At 37.4% G+C, this 14,988-nt stretch carries 14 protein-coding genes; 7 read left to right on the forward strand and 7 right to left on the reverse strand.

Annotated features, from left to right (window positions below; translation table 11 throughout):
* Nucleotides 1–39 precede the first annotated feature (39 nt).
* Nucleotides 40–885 (forward strand): type II CAAX prenyl endopeptidase Rce1 family protein, encoded by an 846-nt coding sequence (locus RB214_RS03540; protein WP_309168381.1) that lies wholly within the window; start codon nt 40–42, stop codon nt 883–885.
* Between the two features lie 168 nt (nt 886–1,053).
* On the opposite strand, the gene RB214_RS03545 is transcribed toward RB214_RS03540, so the two are convergent.
* The 4 genes from RB214_RS03545 to RB214_RS03560 form a co-directional block, all read right to left on the reverse strand.
* Complete coding sequence (locus RB214_RS03545; RefSeq protein ID WP_309168382.1) at nt 1,054–2,202, reverse strand: hypothetical protein; 1,149 nt, start codon at nt 2,200–2,202, stop codon at nt 1,054–1,056.
* A gap of 303 nt (nt 2,203–2,505) precedes the next feature.
* A complete protein-coding gene (locus RB214_RS03550; protein ID WP_149593553.1) occupies nt 2,506–2,814 on the reverse strand; it encodes a hypothetical protein in 309 nt (102 codons plus the stop codon).
* 387 nt (nt 2,815–3,201) lie between these two features.
* The gene (locus tag RB214_RS03555) at nt 3,202–3,447 is read right to left on the reverse strand and encodes a DUF4235 domain-containing protein (RefSeq protein WP_024604740.1); all 246 of its coding nucleotides are present in this window, start codon (nt 3,445–3,447) and stop codon (nt 3,202–3,204) included.
* A gap of 271 nt (nt 3,448–3,718) precedes the next feature.
* Nucleotides 3,719–4,102, reverse strand: coding sequence for a hypothetical protein (locus RB214_RS03560; RefSeq protein WP_309168383.1), 384 nt, complete (start codon nt 4,100–4,102; stop codon nt 3,719–3,721).
* A 463-nt stretch (nt 4,103–4,565) separates the two neighbouring features.
* Here RB214_RS03560 and RB214_RS03565 point away from each other — a divergent pair, with 463 nt between their 5' ends.
* The 5 genes from RB214_RS03565 (at nt 4,566) to RB214_RS03585 (ending at nt 8,692) form a co-directional block, all read left to right on the forward strand.
* A complete protein-coding gene (locus RB214_RS03565; protein WP_024604742.1) occupies nt 4,566–5,060 on the forward strand; it encodes a general stress protein in 495 nt (164 codons plus the stop codon).
* Nucleotides 5,061–5,646: 586 nt separating this feature from the next.
* Entirely contained in the window at nt 5,647–6,216 is a 570-nt protein-coding gene (gene sodC, locus RB214_RS03570) for a superoxide dismutase [Cu-Zn] SodC (RefSeq protein WP_309168945.1), read from the forward strand.
* Between the two features lie 16 nt (nt 6,217–6,232).
* Nucleotides 6,233–6,466 carry a ChaB family protein gene (locus tag RB214_RS03575; protein WP_039485228.1) on the forward strand — a complete coding sequence of 78 codons (234 nt, stop codon included), beginning with the start codon at nt 6,233–6,235 and terminating at the stop codon, nt 6,464–6,466.
* A gap of 212 nt (nt 6,467–6,678) precedes the next feature.
* Complete coding sequence (locus RB214_RS03580; protein WP_309168384.1) at nt 6,679–7,293, forward strand: ACP phosphodiesterase; 615 nt, start codon at nt 6,679–6,681, stop codon at nt 7,291–7,293.
* 1,057 nt (nt 7,294–8,350) lie between these two features.
* On the forward strand, nt 8,351–8,692 hold the full coding sequence (locus RB214_RS03585) for a YajD family HNH nuclease (RefSeq protein ID WP_309168947.1): 342 nt from the start codon (nt 8,351–8,353) through the stop codon (nt 8,690–8,692).
* A 3-nt stretch (nt 8,693–8,695) separates the two neighbouring features.
* On the opposite strand, the gene RB214_RS03590 is transcribed toward RB214_RS03585, so the two are convergent.
* Entirely contained in the window at nt 8,696–10,873 is a 2,178-nt protein-coding gene (locus RB214_RS03590; RefSeq protein ID WP_309168385.1) for a response regulator, read from the reverse strand.
* A 483-nt stretch (nt 10,874–11,356) separates the two neighbouring features.
* Between RB214_RS03590 and RB214_RS03595 the strand changes: the two genes are divergently transcribed.
* Nucleotides 11,357–12,034, forward strand: a complete 678-nt coding sequence (locus RB214_RS03595; protein WP_039485204.1) for a glutathione S-transferase family protein — start codon at nt 11,357–11,359, stop codon at nt 12,032–12,034.
* 52 nt (nt 12,035–12,086) lie between these two features.
* On the opposite strand, the gene RB214_RS03600 is transcribed toward RB214_RS03595, so the two are convergent.
* Both RB214_RS03600 and RB214_RS03605 read right to left on the reverse strand, forming a co-directional pair.
* Nucleotides 12,087–13,826 (reverse strand): SulP family inorganic anion transporter, encoded by a 1,740-nt coding sequence (locus RB214_RS03600; protein ID WP_165743142.1) that lies wholly within the window; start codon nt 13,824–13,826, stop codon nt 12,087–12,089.
* Between the two features lie 256 nt (nt 13,827–14,082).
* Nucleotides 14,083–14,874 carry a hypothetical protein gene (locus RB214_RS03605; protein ID WP_309168386.1) on the reverse strand — a complete coding sequence of 264 codons (792 nt, stop codon included), beginning with the start codon at nt 14,872–14,874 and terminating at the stop codon, nt 14,083–14,085.
* Between the last annotated feature and the right edge of the window lie 114 nt (nt 14,875–14,988).

Below are 14,988 nucleotides of genomic sequence, written 5' to 3' on the forward strand. Positions count from 1 at the left end.
TAAAGCCTAAGACTACTTTACTAATTAAATAGTTGTTTAATGCTATCTCATTTAGTATCTCATTTAGGATTAATATTAGGTACTACTCAAGACAATAATAAAAGTAAGAAGCAATGTGCCCTTACTAAAGAGGTATACATGGAAGATGCATTCATAGCCGTATTTGCAAATGTCGGCGTTATCTTAATTTTAGCTTTAACATTAAAAGCATTTAATAAAGTCGATATAAATATAACGTGGTCTTTAATCTCATTAGGCATTTTTACGTGTTACGTTTTTGCTTTATTTAGAGGTTCGGAGGTTATTCCTTTAGATATATTTTTTACTGATATGTCTTGGAATTGGTCAGGTAAAATAGCTGTAATTATTCTGTGGGGAAGTGTAATCCTAGCCTTAGCGAAATATAAACATGGCTTTCGTATTGCTGATGCTGGTTTTACTTTCAAACAAAGTGAAGGCTCTTTAAAACCTGCTTTCATTGCTTTGTGCTTGTTTGTAATTCTCCAAGTCATTGTTTCATGGTTCTGGAGTGGAGAGTCTCGCTATGATTTAGAAACATTACTTTATCAAGCAACCATGCCAGGGTTTGACGAAGAACCGATGTTTAGAGGGGTCTTACTATTTTGTATTACCTTGGCAATAGTATCTAAGCGATACAGTTTGGCAAGCGCGCCGATAAATATAGGTGGATTACTTCTAGTTTTATTATTTGGTTTGGTGCACGGCGTTATGTTTAGCGATGGCGAGTGGTATTTTTCGTTTACCTCTATTTTATTAACTGGAGGTTATGGTTTTATTTTACTGTGGCTAAGAGAGCGAACGGGAAGCTTGGTATTTCCAATTATCGCCCATAATAGTGTTAACGTTGTTGGGCAATTAATTTAGGGTGAGGTTAAGCGTTTAGTTGCGCTAGATATTCCAAAATTAGCAAGGTTAGGTCTTTCTTTTTGCCTTTTGTGATTAAGGAAAAATAAAAAACTGCCCCTAGTAACTCCATTTAAAAAAGGGCAATAATATTGCCCTTTTTTATGCGCTTAAATTGGTAGTTATAAACTATAGCGCTACTAAACTTTGCGCTAGCATTGCCTTTATTTGTTTTACTATTTTAGCTTCTGTTTCAGGTTCGAATTGTTGTATACGTGGGGTATGAATATGCCCTGTAGGTATACTTGAATTAAGCGCATCGCGCAGGCGAATACTTCGGTACGATATTTCGTTAGACAGGTAACCACCACCGCCGCCATTTACCGCAATACTATTTTTAAGCTCGCCGTACGAAGGCGCTTTATAGGTTTTTTCAAGCGTGGTGACTTCGTGATTGTCGATAACTTTATAAGGCCCTTTGGCTTGTTGCATGTAACTTACAGGCAAGCTAAATTTTACAAACTCGTTGCCCGGTAGCGGTCGGCCATTAAGTTTTGGTATTACTGGGCTTGTTTGCGTTCCGCCATACACAATATTGGCATTATCGGGGGCGGTTACACTGCGGCGTTTACCTGGGAAACGCTCTAAATCAAATTCTGTTCTGCCCATACTTACGGTTACTACCATGTCTACATTATTAAGTGCGTAGTAGGGGGCAAGTAGCGATTCTATTATACCTTCATCAAAGTCTTCGTAGCGTACAGGCACCATAACGGTGTTAATTTCTGCGCTCACGCCGTTGTAATTAATAACTTGGCCGTCGAGTAATAACGCCGCAACACCTGAAGGATTACTTTGGTTTATGTTTTTATCGAGTAAAAATGGGTCAAAGCCAGTTAGTAATATTTTTTTAGTGCTGCCTGATGAAAAAGCAAGGTCGGTACGGCCTCTGCTGCCGTCCTCAAGCATTGTTAGTAAAGTATTTAGTTGAGCCTGCGTAATTGAAAATTTAGGTGACGTTGTGCGTATTACTTTGCTTGAAAGCAGGCGTGCCCAGTAAAGCTCTCGGTCGTCGTAGTTATTGGTTTTTAGTATGCGTTGTTTTGCGTTTTCCCACAGTTCAAAACTGAAGCTTTGTACTAATGTTTTTGCACTTTTAAAGTCGTTTAATTCTTTAAATTGTTGTTCAAAATTTGATACTTGTGGGGTAAATGCATTTAAAACATTTGGCATTGCTGATTGTGCTTTGTTGATACGTTGTTCTTCAACAGTTAAAGGATTACTTAAAGCAGCGAATGAAGAGGCAATTAAGCTGGTCGCTAATAATACTTTGATCATAATATTCCTAATATAAGGCTATTTTTTATGTGTAATTTACTATCCTACTATTGCTAACTTAGGGCAACCAATTAACGTTGAATCGACTGATATTTGCTTTTGCCGTGCATTAGTATTGTTTAACGGCCAATTAGTATCACCGGCTAATAAAAATCCCTGAGTCAAAAATTGATCTTTATAGGTTCTACTTTAAGCTCTAATAAAAGTAAAAAGCCGTTACAGGAATGCAACGGCTTTTCATTATGGTTTTATGCGCTTCGGCTACACGAGTAAAAGGTTTTATACCCCTTTAAAAACCTCGTTTTAATCGTCAGGCCCTTTGAGCGTAAATTTTAAATGTTTACGCATATCTTTTAAAATAACGCCTTTTTTAAGCATTGCGCCGCTTAAACGCTTTTGCCATTTTAATAAATCAGGCTCTGCGGCTGCTAAGGCTTGCTCGTTTTCAAACTGAAAGCACAGCAGTAGTGAACTTGGAAATAAGTGATATTCCACATCAAACCAGCATTGCAACATACCAGGGAGCTCAGCGCGGCCTTGTTCTTCTAATTTTTCGGCAGTATTAAGTACAAGTGCTTGCTGTTTTACTTGCACTGCAGAGAGTTTTTTCATTATTAAAATCCAAGTTAGCGGCTAAAAAATGCAGCCGGAATGCGGGCATTATACGCAAGCTTGTGGGCAGGCAACAACTTTGAAAGGGGGTTAATGCTTAATAGAGTGTATCTGTTTAAAATATGGAGTACATGTTGGAAGGCGCCTTTGGCTTTTCCAACCTACGTAGGTCTTATAAGCAGCGCAGCCGTACCATCCGACATTTTAAATTTCATCGCAGGGCCCCATTTTGATATTAATTTTAACGTGTTTTAACTCTATGGTTAAATAACCTTGTTTAAGGTTTTTTAAGTTGCTTACGACAACACAGGAGTAGCTGTCGCAAGCCGCCTTTTGAGCCTCTCCGTATTACGTTTAATACTTATAAGAGGTATCAATAGGGACGGTTTATTTAGATCGGCGCTTGTCTAGCATATAGCGTACGGCCATTCTTGCAGCACCCGCACCAATACCTGAGACTACTGCCCATGTAACGGCCTCTTTAAGATCTGTTTCTTCGCTTGGTCTATCTTTTGGTGCTGGTTCGTTGGTAACCTTTTCCCACGATTTTTGTAAAGTTTTCCTTGTTAACATACCTGCGGATGCAGCGGCCAGACCTATACCTATTGTCGTAATTAGCTGTTTATTACTCATATTATCCTCGATTATTTAGTTGTAACTTGAGTTATTAATAGGTAACTCTTTAAGTAAGAACAGTATTAACAGCAATTTATATACCGATAGGCTTAAAATAGGTATTACGAGAAACACAAAGCATTTATATCTACCCGCAATAATACCAATCAATTTGAAGCATTAGCCTGATGCTAACTTAGTTGAGGGGTGGTGGTTATAGAGCAACCAATACCGTGGCATTAGTTAGAATATTAAGCTAAAGATTACTCTACTGTTGTTAGGGTATTTCTTAAGTTAGTAACTCAGTACCTAGTAAGGCGTCAATATAGGCGAGCTCTTCGCTAAAAATGCCATTCAAAAAAGCGTTTTGCTCAATTATTACAGCGTCATTAGGTTGGGCTTTGTATTCTTGTTGGCATCTTGTAAGCTCGCTGGCTAGCCATTGGCAGGCGTTGCTAGCTGTGTTTATTGCCGTTTTTAAAAATGATGACCATTTTATTTTTTGTAAATTAAAGCGATAAAGCATAACTGCAATAGCCCCATAAGCTTGTTGCTCAAGCGAAGGTACATCTTCACTATTTACTGAAAGGCGAATTAAAAGCTTGGTATTAATTAGCGATTGTTGAAGTGCAGCTTGCTGTGATTGACTTAAAAAGTTGTTTTCGTAATCCATGGCCGGCCTATATCTGCTAATAGCAGGGCAATATAAAAAGGAGATTTAGCACAGTATTTTACGATTTATGCGCACCGAAAAATTAGCCGTAGTGATAACAAAATTAGGCTGACTCTTTACTGAATTAATAAAACACAATTGTAACTGGGTAGGGGGTTGAAGAGGGTAAGCGTCTTTTTTAACCTTTAAAGCGTATGAAAAAATAATGCTCTTTTGGTGTTTTTAATTTTATTGTTAAGCACGGTAATAACCATAAACAAGAGAGTAATAAAAACCTCCCTTTATTTCGTAAGGCGTTTTTTTGTAGATAGGAGTTTTTTACAAAATTTGGCAATTTTTACTCTAACAATGAAAGGGTTAGTTATGGGTTTTGTTTTATCTTATTGATTTTAAATAATAAATTTATTGGTTTGGGTTTTGCTTAGTAGTAAGTGTATTTTCTTAAATAAATAAAGGAGTTATTATGAGTACCGTTATTACTGGGTTATTCGAAAGTGCATCACAAGCAACACTCGCAATTTATAGATTAGAAGCTTTAGGTATTAATGAAGCTAACATAAGCATTGTAGCCAATGACTCATACGCAAAGGAAGATTTTGCTGTAGACGAAGGTACAAAAGCGGCTGAAGGTGGCCTTGTAGGCGCGGCTTCAGGTGGTATTCTTGCTGCAATTATTGGCGGTTTTACTGCAGTAGGTACTGTAGCAACCGGTGGTACGGGCTTATTAGTTGCCGGACCATTAGTCGCAGCATTTGCTGCTGGTGGCGCAGGCGCCGCAGTAGGTGGTACTTTAGGTGCTGCAATTGGTGCATTTATTCCTGAGCACGAAATTAAGTATTATGAAGATGCCATTGAAAAGGGCTCTATATTAATTGGTGTTAAGTACGATAGTGACAACAAAAACGCTATTGAAGAAATACTTAACAATGCAGGCGCAAGTAACGTTTCTACGGCTTAACGCTAACTAATTAGTTTCAAAATTAATTAAAAAGGTGAAACTTAGTTTCACCTTTTTTTCGTTTTTAACGGCGGAGCAATCATAAATATAACGTAATTTTTTGTCATTAAATAAACTCCATATATAAGTAAATTGGTTTTAAACATGCTTTGATTATAGAAAAGACTTATTTAGATAGGCGCTTTTTATTACATGTCGTAAGGCCCCCCTAACAACACCAACTCTCGAGACTACCGCGTATATAATAACGGCTTTTTTAATAGCTACTTTTTAACTTGGCTTGTCTTTTTGGGTTGGATCGTCGGTAATCTCCTTTTATCAGTTTTGTAAAGTTGCCATTCTGTTTGTAAATATGCCTTGGTTTATGCTTAACTTTTGGGCGAAAGTCAGTTTTTTAATTAATTAGCTATTTATTTAAAATTATTAAAAATTATAAATTTACTTTTTAATCAATAAATTAAAAATAAATCATACATAAATTCATGTTTACGCGTAGGGCTGGTATATACATTGAAACTACTTGTTTAATAGTCGCTTAATTTAGCGTTATTGTTTTATTAATTTGATACTAAACGAGGAGATGATGATGAATTGTTTGCAGTTTGATTCAAACGCTAAAAGATCTTTAACCCGCGTTTTAAAACCAACTTTTGCGATACTACTTACCGGTGTGTTACTACAAAATAGCGCATTGGCTAATGTAAAAGTTCAAATGCACCAAGTAACTAAGTCAGGACAAGGGCAATCACTAGGTACTATTACACTAACAGAAAATGATAAGGGTGTTGTTTTTACACCAAGTTTAAAAGGTTTAACACCGGGGCAGCATGGTTTTCATGTTCACCAATTTGCAAGTTGTGAACCCAAGGAAAAAGGCGATAAAGTTGTGCCGGGGGGCGCCGCTGGTGGGCATTTCGATCCAAAAGCTAGCGAGCATCATGATGCTCCTTGGGGGGATGGCCATTTAGGCGATTTACCGGCGTTGTATGTAAATGAAAGTGGCCAAGCTAAATCGCCTGTTTTAGCGCCAAGGCTCACTCTTGAAAAACTTAAACAACACGCAGTAATGATTCACGAAGGAAGTGATAACTATGCAGATAAGCCAAAGCCATTAGGTGGCGGTGGCAAACGTGTTGCTTGTGGCGTAATTGAGTAAATACAAGGAGAAAGTTATGCCATATAAAAATCGTGATGAATTACCTGAGTCGGTAAAAAGTAACTTACCTAAACATGCTCAAGAGATATATCAAGAGGCGTTTAATAGTGCGTGGGATACCTATAAGGACCCTAGCGATAGAAAAAACGATGATGACCGCGAAACAACAGCGCACAAAGTAGCTTGGTCGGCGGTTAAAAATAGTTATAGCAAAAATGATAATGGAAATTGGGTAAAGTCGAGTAACTAAACTAACAACAAAGCTTAAGCATTAAAAAGCCGCCATAGCTGATATAGCGGCTTTTTATATACTCGTTTTATAGTTGCGATGTTTATACAATACTATGAGTTTGTTTGAGTAAAAACTGGTAAGCAAAACCATAAGTACTGGTTTAAACACGAATGTGAGTTTGGTTTAAATTTGCGTTATTATTTATTTGTATTAGCCAATCAGAGAACACTTTGAATTATTTAGCTCATCTTTATTTAGCGCAGCCCACAGCCGATTCTCACTTTGGGAACCTGTTGGGTGACTTTGGTGGAAAAAGACATGTAAAGCACTTACCAAACTCAGTTAAAAACGGGCTCGATAACCACTATTTAGTCGATAAATTTACCGACTCTCACCCAGTAGTAAAACACGCTAAACAGTACTTTTCACCCGAGCGTAAGCGCTTTGCTGGTGTAGCTATTGATGTGGTGTTTGATCATTTTTTAATTGTGCATTGGCAACGATTTAGCAAGCAACCTTTAAGTGACTTTAAGTACACCAGCTATCAGCTTTTAAATAATCGCATACCTGTTATGCCAACGCGTATGCAGCATGTTGTAACAAGTATGACTAAAAACGATTGGTTTAAAGAATACGAAACCATGGATGGAATAGGGCTAGCACTTGATAATATTGCCAAGCGTATTCGCTTTACTAACACTTTTGCGGGCGCGGCTGATGACATAGCACAGAATTACGATGAATTAGAAGCCGTGTTTTTAGCGTTCTTCCCGGAGCTAATTAAGCATGTGAATGAGTTTGACCTTGAAAGCACCTCAAAAAATGGCATAAAGCGCATTATTTAAAGTTTTCATCAATTGTTAATCTTTTGTGATAAGTTAAGGTGAAAAAAACGCTACTCTAATACAAATTAATTTTTGAGTGTTTTTAATGAATCGCAATTACTTGGTTATTGTGGGCTTTGCTGTTTTAGCGGCATTTCAATCCAGTGCTGTATTGGCTTTCGACTTCGACTTAAAATCGGTACGTACAACTATTTCAAACCCAAGCACTAGCCACGCGCTAATATACGATGACTTGGCGGGGAGTAATCAAAAAACACTGTTTTCGTTAAAGCCCATAAATAACCAGCGTGTGGGTGTGTTTTTTGATATTAACGATATTGAAATTGGCTACTCTGCCGACATTTTTGAAGATGATGTTGAAACAAAAACACAGGATATACTGCTTTCGTATAGAAAATTTAAAAATTCTAAAATCACATTTAATTATCAAACGCTTGAAGGGCTGCAAAGCACGGCTAGCAATTTAAGCGGCAATCAAACGGATCAAATTTTCTCGCAAAATACACGTTCAACCAAGTTTGAGCTATCTGGCCAACACAACTTTTATACCTTTAATAATAAAGAGTCTTTGTTTGAGCATTTTTTTCTTAATAGGCCAAAGCTAAGCAGCAAATTTGATTTGTCGTTAAGTATTGTTGGCGCTTGGTCTTTCAAGCATGTATCTCTTGAGAACAAAGATAATATTGTGTTTCAGGCTGACTTTTTAAATTCGTCTGCACCACATGTCACTAAGTTAATTTCTAATTCGTATGGGGCGAGTATTGGCTCGCTTTTATCATTTTCGTTACCGCATAATGTTCACGTATTTGCTGAATACAAAGTAGGTAAAGGGCATATTCAAAACACAAACCCTGGGCTGGGGTTAAAAGATTCGGGGGCCGAAAAAGTTGAAGCATACGGCGGTGGAATTTCTTGGACTTCCGACAATAAAAAACTTATGGTCGTACTACGTGCGTGGGAGCAAACAGGCCGGCATATAGATACTTCTTTTGGTGATTTGTCAGTAATTAAGTTTTTTAGTATTGATCACCGAAATAGTAAATTTACCAGGAATACTATGAGTAAGAATAACGCAGTACCTCAGGCTTATGTGAAGCAAGAGGAAGGTTACCGAATTAAAGCCTTAAGATTGTACCCTTGGGTATGTGGGCGTTGTGCCCGCGAGTTTGAGTACTCTAATTTACGTGAGTTAACGGTGCATCATATAGATCATAACCACAGTAATAATCCAGAGGATGGCAGTAACTGGGAGTTATTGTGTATTTATTGCCACGACAATGAGCACAATAAATACCACGAACATATTATGTATGGCGGGTCGACTACAGTGCGAAAAGTTGAGGCTGCAACGCATTCTCCATTTGCCGATTTAAAAGCGATGCTTAATAAATCAAAGTAGCTACTATGATTTCAACTGTTTGGATAAAAACAAGGTTGTTACATCAGCTACTTTAATAAGTGACAGTTTATCTGCATGGCTCCATGAAATTTTTGAGCCAACACTTTCACAACAAATAACACCTAGCGGTTTGTTATCAATAAAGTAGATGTAATCAAGCAAGGAGTAAATGTTTGATGGTTCAAAATAAACCTTGGTTAAGTTTTTAGTGATTTCGTGGTTTCTCGCATCTGATGCGTCTAATACTTTATGCTCTAAAATATAGTCAAAGTATGCAGGAAAATCTTCAGCTTTTAAAACTGCATTACTTACTATCTCATTTTTTTCATCAAGGCAAATTAAGCTATTAATGGCAGTATAGTCGTGATTAAACAACCATAGACTGACTCTGTCGGCATTTGAAATTAACTTTTTTAGCTCATTGCATATCTGTTTTAGCTTACGTTCACTCGTAATGTTTGGGTTACTAACTTTAACTGCTAAATTTTTGAGATTTGAGTTTTTTGGATTATAAACATTGAGCAAGCTATTTAAATGATCTTTATTAAATGGCTTCGTTAAATAGCCATCCATACCAATATTCAAATAGTGTTCAATATCTGGTTTCATGGTGTTGGCTGTCATGGCAATAATTGGCGTTGTTTTATCTGTTTGTTGCTCTCTAATTATCTTAGTGGCTTGCACTCCATCCATCACTGGCATTTGAATGTCCATAAAAATTAAATCAACATGGTTGGTAAAAAAGTAATCAACGCATTCTTTGCCATTTTCGGTAAATATTACTTTCGCATTATGAGCTTGTAGCATTTTACTTACGACAACTTGATTTACTTTATTGTCTTCGGCAACCAAAATAGTGCACCCTTGTAAATTGGTTATTTCTTTATTTGGTTTTAATAATTCATCGAGTTCTGATGTTTCAAAGCTTTGTTGGTAAATAAATACAGAACCTTTATCTTCTTTACTCGTGAAGTTGATTTTGCCATTCATTAAATCACTTAGCTTGGTGCAAATGGAGAGGCCAAGGCCCGTGCCCCCGTACTTTCTAGACGTAGATGAATCTGCCTGATGAAACTCTTGAAATAAATTTTGCTGTGCAGCTTTACTAATACCAATACCCGTATCGATTATTTCAAATACAATATTTTGCGTGTTTAAGAGGTTCTCCTTTACAGTGACTTTAAACTCTACCTGGCCTTGTTGTGTAAATTTAATCGCATTTGAGCATAAGTTATTTAAAATTTGAGAAACTCTGACAGGGTCGCCTTTTAGGGTTGTAGCGATATTTTTATCTATAGATGGAATAAATTTTATGCCTTTATCTGTGGCTTGTTTCATTAGTGGATTAATTACATTGTTAATGACTTCGCTCAAGTTAAAGTTAATATTCTCAATATTTAATTTACCCGCTTCAATTTTTGAAAAGTCTAAAATGTCATTTACAATATTTGAGAGTATATTCGCGGAGCTTAAAATACTCTTTAAGGCGTTATCTTTTTCTATATTTGAAGTTTCTGCTAGTCCAAACTCAGCTAAATTTAAAATGCCGTGCAGCGGGGTTCTTAGCTCGTGCGACATATTTGCTAAAAATCGACCTTTTAGAGTGTTAGCTGTGTCAGCTTCTTTTTTTAGTTCTTCAAGATTTTTATTATGTATTTGTTGTTGTTTTAATGCAGTGGCCAGCTTTCTGTTGTTTAACCTGAGCTCAAGTTGTGCAATAACTTCTTTGCCAAGTATTTTCAGTGCGTTAATTTGTGTTTGAGTTAGCTTTTTTGGCTGGTCGCTGATAACACATAATGTACCAATTGTGCTGCCACTAGGTGTAACTAGCGGTGTGCCCGCATAAAACCGAATGTTTGGATCGCTGGTTACTAGAGGGTTATCATAAAAACGTTCATCAAGTAGAGCGTTTTGTATTTCAAATACTTGGTCTTGCAGTATTGTATGAGAGCAAAATGCGATATCTCTTTCGGTGGAGTCTACATCGATACCATACTTTGATTTAAACCACTGCCTTTGTGGATCAACTAAGCTTATAAGTGATATGGGGGCTTCACAAATATCAGAAGCAAGTTGAGTTAAATCATCAAATACTTTTTCGGCTTCAGTATCTAATATTTCATACTCGTAAAGGGCCTTTAATCTAGATTCTTCGTCAGCTGGTATTTGTGCTTTTATCATAGTAATGCTCAATATTTATATAGATTCACTATAAGAGTAATTTAGTGATAATGACAACTTTAACATGTAGAACCGGCTAAAAAAAAGACATTGCATTTTGCTATTCTATTATTATTTTTGAAGTTTTTTTAAAACCAGCGAAAGTAAAAAGGATCTTTCCATACTGAACACTCTCAGTAATTAACATCGGAATTAATAGGGATTAAACCAGTCTATAGTTTTACATCATCTGTAAATTTTGAAACTCAGCAGCTCTGCTGGTGGGCAAATTCTGCAACCTTGTGAATCATAAGCTTCTAAAAGCATGTGATGGCTCGAAAAGGCTGATATTGCATTCAGCCTAAATAATATTTACGAATGAAGTATCACGAAATACTCACAATTAAATCACGTTTTAACTGTGTATTTTACTTAGTTAAAACTTAATTTGAACACCCGCTCAAGTTGTGCTTTAATCATTGCTCAATTATTGAGGAACTTTACATGATTAAATTTTATTTTCACCATACTCCTAACCCAATGAAGGTTGCACTCTTTTTAGAAGAAACAGGCTTACCGTTTGAACTTGTTCCTCTTGATACTTTAAAAGGTGAGCAACATACACCTGAATTTAAAGCAATTAATCCAAACGCTAAAGCGCCAGCAATTGTTGATGGTGAAACGCGTGTGTTCGATTCGAATGCTATTTTAATGTACCTTTCTGAAAAATATGGGAAGCTTGAAGGCAAGGGCGATGACCGCGCTGAAATGCTGTCGTGGTTAATGTTTATCGCATCGGGTTTAGGTCCGTATTCAGGGCAAAGTGTTCACTTTAGACACATGGCGCCAGAAGGGCTTGATTACGCGGTTAATCGTTATCTACGTGAAGCGCAGCGCCATTACGAAGTACTTGATACTCACCTTGAAGGTCGTGACTTTATAGTGGGTGATACATATACCATTGCTGATGTATCTGCATGGGGCTGGATTGATAAAGCACCGGTTGTACTAGGTGAAGAGGGCTTAGCGCCGTACCCAAATCTTAAGCGTTGGTTTGAAAGCATTGATAGCCGCCCAGCGGTTGCACGTGCACGCGCAATTGGTACTGATATAGCCTTTAAAAAAGAGTTTGATGAAGACGCTAAAAAAGCGTTTTTTCCTTCAAACTACCCAAAAGTATAAAAAGTAATTAGTACTAAACAGCAGATCAGTTAGCTGATCTGCTTATTGTATTTTATTGCTGTGTGAGCGGTTCTTTATTTTCGTCTGACTCAAACAAGCTAACTTCTTGTGTATGCTGCCTTACGCTATTTCTTTTTAGGGCGATGTATAAGTCTGAGTGAATATATATACCTTCTTTTCCGGACTTCATTCCTGCAATATCAAACCACGAAAGTAACTGACGTTTTCTACCTGCAAGCTCAAGCCTTATATCACGCTTTTTAAATATAACGTCGAGATCTGCAAGCATGGCCATTACGCTTAAATCTAAATGAGTAAAGCAGGGCACAGCGTCAATTATTACACATTGAGTGTCGTCTTTTTGCCTTGCATATTGCTCAAGTAATCTGCGTTTAAAGTAGCTGGCATTAAAGTAAGTTAAAGGTGAATTAAAGCGGTAAATAAACACGCCTTGCACTGCTTTTGCTTTATCTGTGGCGTCTAAACTTCTTACTACACCGTTAACATCTACGCCGAGAATATTGTCGGTTGGGCGCATAACAGTGCGAATAAATTGAAATAACCCCAGTAATACAGCAAGTGTGATCCCTGGTATAACGCCAATAAATAACACCGCAAGTAAGGTGGCTGAGGCGAGATAAAATGCCTGTTTGTCTTTTCGTTTTAATTGCCAAACAGCTTTTAAATCGAGTAAGTGTACAGAGGCAATAATAAGTACAATACCTAGCGCTGCGCTTGGAATAAATTCAAGTGGGGCTGTTAAAAATACAGCTATGAGCGCAATAATAGCTGCTGCTATTATTGATACTAACTGCGTTTTACCACCTGTTGCATCGTTAACAGCGGTGCGTGAGTCGGCGCCACTGACGGCAAAACCTTGCGATAGAGCTGACGCTATATTGGCAATACCCAACGCTCTAAATTCTTTATCGGCGTCTATGTCGTAGCCATTTTTAGCAGCAAAGCTGCGGGCAGTTAGCATCATACTAACAAAGCTCACGATGGCTAAGTTAAGTGCGGGTACCACCAGCTCACGAATAATCCCTAAATCAAAAACAGGGGTATTAAAAACGGGGAGCCCGCCAGTTACGGTGCCAATGGTTTTTATATCAAATTGTTTTAAATCAAAAATCCATACCAAAAGCGCACCAAAAGCAATAGCAAACATAGATGCAGGCCACGTGGGTCTTATGCGCTTCATGGCAAAATAGACCGCCAGTGTAAACAAAGCCATTAATAAGGTGGGAACATGTGTTTGCGCTAGGTATGTGGGCACACCACCGAGGCGTTCAAGTAAGTAGCGCTCATCAAAGGTAAAACCGAATACTTTAGAAAATTGACCAACAATAATAGTGATAGCTACGCCGTTTAGTAAGCCCATTAAAATAGGTTTAGATAAAAAGTCGGCTAATACACCTAACTTAAATTTACTGGCTATAAAGCACCAAAAGCCGGTCATAGCGGTCATGGTGACAACAAGTTGCCAATGCTTAAAGCTGTCACCTGCAGCAAGAGGTGTTACTACAGCGGCAATAACGGCGCAAGTTGCGGCATCAGGGCCGACTATTAATTGTTTTGAAGTACCAAAAAGTGCATATAGCATCATTGGCAGTATGCAAGAGTATAACCCTACGGCGGCGTTAACACCGGTTAGTTGTGCGTAAGCAATGGCAACAGGTAAAGCCACTGCCGCTACTGATAGCGCCGCCCTTACATCATCAGCAAACCATTGGCGTTCATAGTGCAGCAATGTATTTAAACCGGGCATAAAATTATATAAACGCGACAGCACTTTAGTTTTCCTGCTAATAGTTACAACGTTTTGATAGTAAATTTAATATTCAAATAAGTATAGCTAGGACGGCGGTTATTTTAATAAATTGCAGATGATTATTTATCAAGATATTAAATTTATAATTTGGCAAAAAAGTGAAAATTGAATTTTCCTGAGGTGTCTTTTAATCAGCTTATGTGCGTAGTATTAATGTACTGATATTGAGCACCTCAGGAAATCACTAAATCTAAAATCTAGTTTTAAATTTTTAAGATTATTTAGCACCACATGCCGGATATAACTCAAGTACTTCTGTTACTACTTGTCCAAATAAAGCTTGTTCTTGCTGTGTTAAATCTATAGCAGGAATAAATGGCATTGTGTCTGTTAATTCCGAGGTAATGATTTGATAAAAGGTCATCGCTGTAAGGACATTCCCAGCATAGGATGCATGATTACCGTCGGCACTATGAAGGTTTATACTAGGCATTATTTCTAATACTCGATTCCATACAAAGCCAACAGGCGCTATGCAGCTAGGTTGTTTTTGACTGATTGCTAAATGGAGGTCGTAAACCTGCTTTGCTTCTGCGGGATCCCCTTTTTGAGGATGCTCTGGAAATAAAATAGGTGTAATTTTATGCTCTTTTGCGTTCGAGATTAATCGCTCAGTTGCACTTGTAGGGTAGTCAGTCGAACCTGATTGTGAGTACTTTTGGCCTTGAAAAATTGCATGACTCCAGTTATCACTTTTTAATTTATCGACATTTGCATCTACTGCGACTATTTCATCTAAAAATCGACCACTAACAGTCGTTATTTTGACTAAAGTGCTAGGTAACTGGTTTGTAATAATTATTTCTAATAAGCCCCCTAACTGTGAACTATGGCTATTACCATAGATAATTATTTTGTAGTCACTTAAGGGACTGTTATTAATAACCGCTTTTGATTGTGGTATTTCAATGCTTTCAGCCTCTTTTGTTTTACTTCCCCCAGAGCCGCATGCTGTTAATAATAGTAATGATAATGTGATTGATATTGTTGTTATGTATTTTAGAGACATTGTTAATCCTTTTTTAGTACCAATTATAAGTACAGCTTTAGAATACTAGACATTTTATAACCAAGCTGCAAGGTTGCTGGTTTTTAGTGCAATGTATGGTGCTTAGTTTGTGCG

It is taken from the genome of Pseudoalteromonas sp. HL-AS1 (assembly GCF_031198785.1).
GTDB classification, from domain to species: Bacteria; Pseudomonadota; Gammaproteobacteria; order Enterobacterales; family Alteromonadaceae; genus Pseudoalteromonas; species Pseudoalteromonas distincta.